Raw genomic sequence first — 6520 nt, 5'->3', positions numbered from 1 at the left:
ACCGTCGGCCGGGCCCTCCAGGCCGCCGCCGCCCGTGGTCTGCATGTCGTCGTCGTTGAGTGCCATCGGTACTCCCTCGGGTGTGCCGCCCCGCCGTACGCCGGGGTCCGTCGTGCTGCGGGTGGTACCCCACGCGCGATCTTCTCTAACCCTCACCGTAGACGTCGAAGCGGGACGACACGGGCGGTTCGCGAGCCGTGGCGGAGAGTGTCACGATGGGACGGTGATCCTGGTGGGTACGTCCGGCTGGCAGTATCGGGACTGGCGGGGCCGTTTCTATCCGCAGCAGCTGCCGCAGCGACTCTGGCTGGAACACTTCGCCGAGGGTTTCGCCACGGTGGAGGTCAACAACGCCTTCTACCGGCTGCCGGAGCGGGACACCTTCGCCGCCTGGCGGGCACGGACCCCGGCGGACTTCTGCGTGGCGGTGAAGATGAGCCGCTATCTCACCCACATCAAGCGGCTGCGTGAGCCGGCCGAGCCGGTCGCCCGGTTCCTCGGTCGCGCCACCGCCCTCGGCGACCGGCTCGGCCCGGTGCTGCTGCAACTACCACCGAACCTGCGGGTGGACGTGGCCGCGCTCGACGCCACCCTGCGGCTGTTCCCCGCGGACGTGCGGGTCGCGGTGGAGCCCCGGCACCCCTCCTGGTGGACCGACGCCACCCGGGCGGTGCTGGAACGGCGTCGGGCGGCCCTGGTCTGGGCGGACCGGCTCGGACGACCAGTCGCCCCGCTCTGGCGCACCACCGACTTCGGCTACCTCCGGCTGCACGAGGGCCGGGCGCGGCCCTGGCCCCGGTACGGTCGCGCGGCGCTGCGGTCCTGGGCGCACCGGCTGGCCGACACGTTCGACGCGGACGAGCCGGCGTACGTCTACTTCAACAACGACCCGGGCGGCGCCGCGATCGTGGACGCCGTCGCGTTCGCCGCGTTGGCCCGTCGGGCCGGACATCCGGTGTCCCGGGTGCCGACCGCCGCCGAGGCGGACCCGACAAACGGCTGAGAGCCCGCCCGACAGGTCGTCGGGCGGGCTCTGGCGCGTCAGGTCGTCACGGCATCATCACGGCCAGGTCGGCCGGCATGGTGTCCTTCACGTCCTGCCACTCGCCCTGGGTGACGTGTCGGCGCAGGGTGTCGAGCACCACCTGCGTGACACGCTCCGCGCCGCCCTCCGCGTCGTACGGGAAGCCCTGGCGGACCTCGTAGAGGAAGTCGTCCCGGTTGAGCTTGATCGGCACGTCCGACGGGACCCACCCGTCGAAGTAGATGCCCCGCACCAGCACCGGCAACTGCTGGGCGAACTCCACGCTCTCGTCCACCGGCAGCCGGTCGCGCAACAGGTGCAACACCGTGCGCAGCGCCGCGTACGACTGGTTGCGCCGATCCTTCGGCCAGCCGTAGGCGTTCTCGATGTCCTTCAGGATCAGGTTCGTCTTGTCCAGCGAGGATTCGAACGCTGAGATCATCGCGTCAGCCATCGGAGGCCCCCCGTTCCGTGTTGTCCCACCGTCGGTCGTCGGTACGGCGTGGCGGTCCCACCGGGCCGCGTCGGGCCCGCACCGGGCTGCCCTGCGGGGCGCTCCGGGCGTTGTCGGGCGTGCCGACCACGTGCAGGACGGCTCCCCGCCGTCGATCCGTCACCACTCGAACCGTCATCCCCCGTCACCTCCGTGTCGTCTCCGGCGTCGGCCACCCTGCGGGCGACCGGCACCACCGTGTCCACCCTGCCGGCGGGGCGGGTGAGCCGGCACCACCCCGATCGGGTGATCCGCGACGCCCCGCCGGCGGTCAGTCGGCGCCGAGGAGCCCGGCCAGGGTCGTGGCATTCGTCTGCGCGTAGTCGCGGTAGCAGTTGTTCATCAAAACGTGGGTCTGCCCGGCCTGGTCGGCCAGCTCGCGCAGCTTCGGCGCCCAGTCGGCCAACTCCCGCTTGGAGTAGTGGTAGCCGAACTTCTCGTGGATGTCCTTGCTCGTCCACTTGTCGCTGTGCCCGTGGAAACGCACGACCGCGAGGTCCGCGGTGGCGGCCAGCACCGGGGGCAGCGACGAGCGGTGGCCCTGCGGCATGTCCACGCAGACGTACGGCAGGTCGTGCTCGCGCAGGAAGGCCAGGGTCTCGTCGGCGTTGTCGCCGTCGAACCAGGAGGCGTGCCGGAACTCGTACACCGGGCGCAACGGCGCGCAGCGCTTCGCCACCTCCAGCAGGTACTCCTTGTTGGCCCGCTTGATGGTGAACCAGGGCGGGAACTGGAACAGCAGCGCGCCCAGCTTGCCCGCCTCGACCAGCGGGTCCAGCGCGGACAGGAACCGCGTCCAGACCTCCTCGTACGCCTGCGCGGGCAGGTCGTCGGGGTAGACGTTCTTCTTGTCGGTCTCCGGCCGCAGGTCCTTGTAGAGCGCGCTGACCCGGGTGGGATGTCCGGTCAGCAGGCTGAACGCCTTGATGTTGAAGGTGAAGCCGTCCGGGGTGCGTTCGGCCCACAGCCTCGCGGTCGCCTCGGCAGGCGGGGAGTAGTAGGTGGCGTCCACTTCGACGAGCGGAAACTTCCGGGCGTAGTAGGCCAGCCGCTTCTCCGGGGTGTCCGCGGTCTGCGGATACCAGCCCGAGTCCAGCAAGGTGCGGTCGGTCCAGGACGCGGTGCCCACCAGGATGTCACCCATGGCTCAAGTCCATCGCGTCGTGGGCCGACCGGCAACCGCTGGCGTTACTCAGGCCGCCCGCCGTTCACGGGTCTGCTTGCAGGTCACACAGGTGGTGGCGGCCGGGAAGATCTCCAGCCGCTCCACCGGAATCGCCGCCGCGCACCCCTCGCACCAGCCGTAGGTGCCCTCCTCGAGCCGGCCGAGGGCGTGCTCGTACTGGGCGCGGCGGTCGAGGATGGTGCGCAACAGCGACTGCGCGGTGTCCCGCTCGGCCGTCTTGGTCCCGCTGTCGGCCTGGTCGTCGCCAGCGGTGTCACCGACCTCCACCAGGCGCAGCACCTGGCTCTGGAGCACAGCCTGGTCGTACTCGGCGGTCAGCTCGTCGTAGCGCGCCTGGAGGGAGAGCCGGATCTGGTCGATCTCCGCCTGGGGGCGGGTCGTACCGACCGTGTCGTCGACGAGCATCGCTGCCTGCCTTTCCTGGGCCTGAGGCTCACGGTGAACCGGATGCCGGCGGCATCGTGCCCCGGGTCACGGTCGCATTCGGTACGCGGGCGGTCACCCGCGCTCTGTGAGCCGGGCGAGTACCCGCCGTACGAGCCGAGCAAACCGACGATTTCCCGACGGTTTTCAGGCGTCGCCGTCGGCCTCCACGAGCGCCGGGTGGCGGGGGTCGTCGGCCCGCACCACGACGTCGGCGAAGCTCGCCGGGGCGACCTCCTCGGCGTACCTGTCGAAGGCCGGCAGCGCCCACACCTGTCCAGCTTCGGTACGCCGGCGCAGCGCCGCCGCGGACACCTGAAGGTGGACGGTGACGTCGAAGGGCAGGCCACCGCCGAGCAGCAGCGGGCCGCTGACCAGGACGACGCCTCCGGGTGGCAGGTGGACGTAACGGGCGCGGCTGGCCCGGTCGGCGTCGGCGTCCCAGAGCGACGGGAGCAGCCGCCCGGTGCCGCCCGGACCGGCCGGGTCGAGCACCTCGCGACGCAGCCCGGCCTCGTCGACCCAGTTCTCGTAGAAGGAGTCCGGGTTGGTGCGGCCCAGCTCGAAGCGCAGCGAGGCGGGGCGGAGGAAGTCGGAGGCGCGGACGTGCAGCACCGGACGACCCCGGGCGCGCAGCGGGTCGACGAGCGCGTCGGCCAGGTCGTCGACGCCCGCGGCGGGAGCGCCGTCCACGGCCACGCGCAACCGCGCGGGTCCGGCGCCGTCGGTCGCGGCGCGTGTCGCGGCGTCGGCCAGCCGGCCGGTCAGCTCGTCGACGAGCAGGTCGGGCGAGATGGGGCGGATGCGCACCGGACCATCCTGCCCCGGCGTGGACGGGCCGGTGACGCCGGTCAGCCGGAGCGGTCGATGGTCACCCGAGCGTCGTCGGCCAACCGGTAACCCACGCCGTAGACGGTGGTGACCAGTGGTACGTCCACACCGACCTTGCCGCGCAGCCGACGCACGTGCACGTCGACGGTGCGGACGCCGGCGTGCTCGTAGCCCCAGACGGCGTTGAGCAGTTGCAGCCTGGTGAACACCCGGCGCGGGTGGGCGACCAGGTGCAGCAGCAGGTCGAACTCCAACCGGGTCAGCGGCAGCGGCTCGTCGTCGCGCAGCACCGAGCGGGACGACGCGAGGATGTGCAGGGCCGGGATGGTCGGGCTGAGCGCCAGGGTCGGCGACCGGTTGGGGGAGGCCTGGTCGGGGCGACGCTCGGCCGGCACGGTCCCGATGATCACGCCCTCGCCCCGCTCCAGCATCTCCCGGGCGGCGTCGAGCAGCCGACGTGCCGCCGGGGTCAGCGACTCCTCAGAGGCCAGCGGGATGGACAGCGTCACGGTGAGCACGGGCGCGGCGGTGTTGGCCGGGCGACGCTGGCCACCGGGCGGTCGACCGGGCACCGGGGGTTGGGACGTATGCCATCCGGCGCGCGACGAGGCAGGGCTGACCGACATGGTCCTCCTTGGGCTGATCCGGGTATCTCCCCACGGCCCGGGACGCCGCTTCATCGATGTTTCCCGGCGCTTGGGCGAGGGTCAAGAGGCGACCGCGTTGCATGACTGTGACAATTGACTTACACATCGGAGCCAGATGCTCGCTCTGCGTGTGAAGTCAGATGATTACAGCAGAGCCCACGCGATGCACCGATACGGGGGTCCCCGTCCTGTTCAGCGGGACGATCGCCGGGTCGCCGCAGTGGGGTTCAGCGGCTGTGGTCGACGCTGATCCCCGCCTCGTCGGCCAGTCGGTAGCCGACCCCGTAGACGGTGGTGATCAGCTCCGCCCCGGGCAGCTTGGCGCGCAACCGGCGCACGTGCACGTCCACGGTCCGGGCCACCGCGTGCTCGTAACCCCAGACGCTCGACAACAGCTGCAGGCGGGTGAAGACCCGGCGCGGCCGCTCGGCCAGGAACAGCAGCAGCTCGTACTCGATGCGGGTCAGTGGGACGACCCGGCCACCGCGGCGGACCAGCCGCGAGCCGGCCAGGATGTCCACGTGGTCCGTGTCGGCGGGCGGCTCGGCGATGGCCGGCCTCGGGGCCGGTCGCGGCACCGCCGCGACATTCTCGACGGTACGCAGCTGACCCTCACCCGACTCGGCCAGCTCACCGAGCAACTGCACCAGCCGGGCCAGCCGCGGGCTCAGCGGCCCGGGGACGAGGTCGAGGGTGATGGTCAGGGTCGGTGCGGTGCGCGGCCGCGCGGGGCGCAGCCCGGGGTGACGGCGCGTGGGGATGGCGACGACGGACATGGTGCCTCCTGAGTGGCGGTACGCCCGCCACGCCGGGTACGGCGTGACGGTCAGTGGCGCGCTCGCCCGGTGTTGACCGGGGACGCGTGAGGGGTGGTGCGGTGCAGCGGGGTCGGGCCGAGGGCCGGCAGACCGGCGATCCGCCAGGCGGCGAACCCACCCGCCACGTCGGTGGCCCGGTGCAGGCCGATGTCCTGTAGGGCGGCGGCGGCCAGCGACGAGGTGTAACCCTCCTGGCAGAGGATCACCACCGGCACGTCGTAGTCGACCGCCTGCGGCAGGCGTGCCGGACAGCGCGGATCGAAGCGCCACTCCAGCACGTTGCGCTCGACCACGAGCGAACCCGGCACCATGCCGTGCGCGGCCCGCTGCGCCGCCGGCCGGATGTCGACAAGCAGCGCTCCGGTCCGGTACGCCAGGTGCGCCCGTTCCGGGTCCAGCCGGTCGAGGCGGGCGCGCGCGGCGTCCAGGATCTCGTCGATGCCCCGAGAGCCCGGCGGCGGCACGGGGGCCGGGCGGTGCTCGGCGGTTAGCTGCATTATGGGTTCCTTCCGGTGACAGGTATGAATCGTGGCTGGCCGGCGCTCACCAGGACCGGCCAGCCTCGGCGACTTCGGCGACCCGCAGCCGTCCGTCGACGAGGTGATAGCGGGTCATCCGCAGCAGCGCCGGCCGGTAGACGTGCACGCTGACCGCCGGCACCGAGCCCTGGTTGGTCACCTGGTGTACGTGTCGGGGGCCGAAGCGACGACCGGCGCCGGCGGACAGCAGCCGTGGGCGTAGCCGACCGAGACTGACCGTCTCCTCGGTGAGCGCGCCGTCGACGACCCGGAACGCTCCGGCGGAGCCGCCGTGGTCGTGCAGGTCGGTGCCCTGCCCGGGCAGCCAACTCAGGGCCCACACCTCGTGGTCGTCGCCGACGTCGAGGCGCGCGTACCAGCGCTCGGCAGGGTCGAAGCGCAACGCGACCGGCCAGCCGGCCGGGTCGGCCCACCGGGCGGCGACGGTGAGCAGGTCGGGCTCCGGGCGGCGGTGCGTCATGGCGGTTCCTCGCGGGTCGTTCGGCGGGGTGCCCTCGTACTCTAGACGGCAAAGCCTATAGGTTTAGTAGGTAATACCGCCTGGTGGGACGACGGTCCG

General features: G+C 72.1%; 10 protein-coding genes. 1 reads left to right on the top strand and 9 read right to left on the bottom strand.

From position 1 onward, the window contains the following. Positions 1 to 223 precede the first annotated feature (223 nt). Positions 224 to 1003 carry a DUF72 domain-containing protein gene (locus AB0O48_RS31125; protein WP_357254121.1) on the top strand — a complete coding sequence of 260 codons (780 nt, stop codon included), beginning with the start codon at positions 224 to 226 and terminating at the stop codon, positions 1001 to 1003. A 46-nt stretch (positions 1004 to 1049) separates the two neighbouring features. Here AB0O48_RS31125 and AB0O48_RS31120 read toward each other — a convergent pair whose 3' ends face one another. The 9 genes from AB0O48_RS31120 to AB0O48_RS31080 all read right to left on the bottom strand — a co-directional run bounded on the left by AB0O48_RS31120 (position 1050) and on the right by AB0O48_RS31080 (position 6421). Then, on the bottom strand, positions 1050 to 1478 hold the full coding sequence (locus AB0O48_RS31120; RefSeq protein WP_357254119.1) for a DUF2267 domain-containing protein: 429 nt from the start codon (positions 1476 to 1478) through the stop codon (positions 1050 to 1052). Further along, the gene (locus AB0O48_RS31115) at positions 1471 to 1656 is read right to left on the bottom strand and encodes a hypothetical protein (RefSeq protein ID WP_357254117.1); all 186 of its coding nucleotides are present in this window, start codon (positions 1654 to 1656) and stop codon (positions 1471 to 1473) included. Before AB0O48_RS31115 ends, AB0O48_RS31120 begins: the two co-directional genes overlap by 8 nt. A gap of 132 nt (positions 1657 to 1788) precedes the next feature. Continuing rightward, complete coding sequence (locus AB0O48_RS31110) at positions 1789 to 2661, bottom strand: DUF72 domain-containing protein (RefSeq protein WP_365069487.1); 873 nt, start codon at positions 2659 to 2661, stop codon at positions 1789 to 1791. Between the two features lie 48 nt (positions 2662 to 2709). Continuing rightward, entirely contained in the window at positions 2710 to 3108 is a 399-nt protein-coding gene (locus AB0O48_RS31105; protein WP_357254113.1) for a TraR/DksA C4-type zinc finger protein, read from the bottom strand. A gap of 165 nt (positions 3109 to 3273) precedes the next feature. After that, positions 3274 to 3936: a uridine kinase gene (locus tag AB0O48_RS31100; protein WP_357254111.1), complete on the bottom strand. Its 663-nt coding sequence runs from the start codon at positions 3934 to 3936 to the stop codon at positions 3274 to 3276. 41 nt (positions 3937 to 3977) lie between these two features. Beyond that, complete coding sequence (locus AB0O48_RS31095; RefSeq protein WP_357254109.1) at positions 3978 to 4583, bottom strand: winged helix-turn-helix domain-containing protein; 606 nt, start codon at positions 4581 to 4583, stop codon at positions 3978 to 3980. Positions 4584 to 4831: 248 nt separating this feature from the next. Next, entirely contained in the window at positions 4832 to 5380 is a 549-nt protein-coding gene (locus AB0O48_RS31090) for a winged helix-turn-helix domain-containing protein (protein ID WP_357254107.1), read from the bottom strand. Between the two features lie 50 nt (positions 5381 to 5430). Beyond that, complete coding sequence (locus AB0O48_RS31085; protein WP_357254105.1) at positions 5431 to 5919, bottom strand: rhodanese-like domain-containing protein; 489 nt, start codon at positions 5917 to 5919, stop codon at positions 5431 to 5433. A 46-nt stretch (positions 5920 to 5965) separates the two neighbouring features. After that, on the bottom strand, positions 5966 to 6421 hold the full coding sequence (locus AB0O48_RS31080; RefSeq protein WP_357254103.1) for a cysteine dioxygenase family protein: 456 nt from the start codon (positions 6419 to 6421) through the stop codon (positions 5966 to 5968). Between the last annotated feature and the right edge of the window lie 99 nt (positions 6422 to 6520).

The sequence above is a fragment of the Micromonospora sp. NPDC085948 genome, assembly GCF_040686315.1.
GTDB lineage: Bacteria > Actinomycetota > Actinomycetes > Mycobacteriales > Micromonosporaceae > Micromonospora.
Note: the sequence above shows the minus strand (reverse complement) of the source record. Positions and strands in the feature narration are given on the sequence as shown.

Bases quoted from the DNA above. Each gene is read 5' to 3' on its own strand.
- AB0O48_RS31085 (WP_357254105.1), bottom strand. From the start codon at position 5,919: ATGCAGCTAACCGCCGAGCACCGCCCGGCCCCCGTGCCGCCGCCGGGC.
- AB0O48_RS31105 (WP_357254113.1), bottom strand. From the start codon at position 3,108: ATGCTCGTCGACGACACGGTCGGTACGACCCGCCCCCAGGCGGAGATC.
- AB0O48_RS31110 (WP_365069487.1), bottom strand. From the start codon at position 2,661: ATGGGTGACATCCTGGTGGGCACCGCGTCCTGGACCGACCGCACCTTG.
- AB0O48_RS31080 (WP_357254103.1), bottom strand. From the start codon at position 6,421: ATGACGCACCGCCGCCCGGAGCCCGACCTGCTCACCGTCGCCGCCCGG.
- AB0O48_RS31095 (WP_357254109.1), bottom strand. From the start codon at position 4,583: ATGTCGGTCAGCCCTGCCTCGTCGCGCGCCGGATGGCATACGTCCCAA.
- AB0O48_RS31090 (WP_357254107.1), bottom strand. From the start codon at position 5,380: ATGTCCGTCGTCGCCATCCCCACGCGCCGTCACCCCGGGCTGCGCCCC.
- AB0O48_RS31115 (WP_357254117.1), bottom strand. From the start codon at position 1,656: ATGACGGTTCGAGTGGTGACGGATCGACGGCGGGGAGCCGTCCTGCAC.
- AB0O48_RS31120 (WP_357254119.1), bottom strand. From the start codon at position 1,478: ATGGCTGACGCGATGATCTCAGCGTTCGAATCCTCGCTGGACAAGACG.